The organism is Polaromonas sp. P1_E3 (genome assembly GCF_056405935.1).
In genome coordinates, this window is record NZ_JBFUBD010000782.1 from 1 (window position 1) to 702 (window position 702).

General features: G+C 60.4%; 1 protein-coding gene. It reads right to left on the reverse strand.

Annotated features, from left to right (window positions below; translation table 11 throughout):
- On the reverse strand, positions 1 to 702 hold a 702-nt coding region (locus AC1D0Z_RS23500), incomplete at both ends, for an ATP-dependent DNA helicase (protein WP_477660526.1).

The following is a 702-nucleotide window of genomic DNA, read 5'->3' on the forward strand; positions in this document are numbered from 1 at the left end:
CCGGCGCACAGGCGAAGCTCGCGCGCAGCCTGCTCGACACCCGACACCACATCCTGCCAGTCCACCAGCCCCCGGGCCAATTGCAGGCCAGTGGCCAGCATGTCCCTGGCAAAATCGAGAAGCTGGCCCGTGGTCAGGTTCGTCCCCAGAAACTGGACGCCGGTCTCGTTGAGCTGATGCGCTTCGTCAAAAATGGCGACGCGCACGGAAGGCAGCAGCTCAGCGACGCCAGATTCACGTACCGCAAGGTCGGCAAAGAACAAATGATGGTTGATTACCACTACATCGGCGGCCATGGCTTCCCTGCGAGCGAGATTTACATGGCAGGCCCGGAAACGCGGGCAGTTAGCGCCCAGGCAGTTTTCTCGCGTGGAGGTCACAAAGGGAATCACAGGTGACCGTTCGTCCAGCCCCGGCAGTTCGGCCAAATCACCGGTTCGTGTCACCTTGGACCATTCTTCAATCCGGGCCAGGGCGCGAACCGAAACACCCTCTGGTAAATGTGCTTCCTGGCGTGCCATTTCCATACGGTGCAGGCAGAGGTAACTGGCTCGCCCCTTGAGAAGCGCTGTACTGACCGGAAGACCAAGGGCCTCGATCAAGCGCGGCAAATCGCGGCCAAAAAGTTGGTCCTGCAAGGCTTTGGTGGCAGTGGAGAGCAAGACGCGCTCACCACTCAACAACGCAGGCACGAGGTATGAG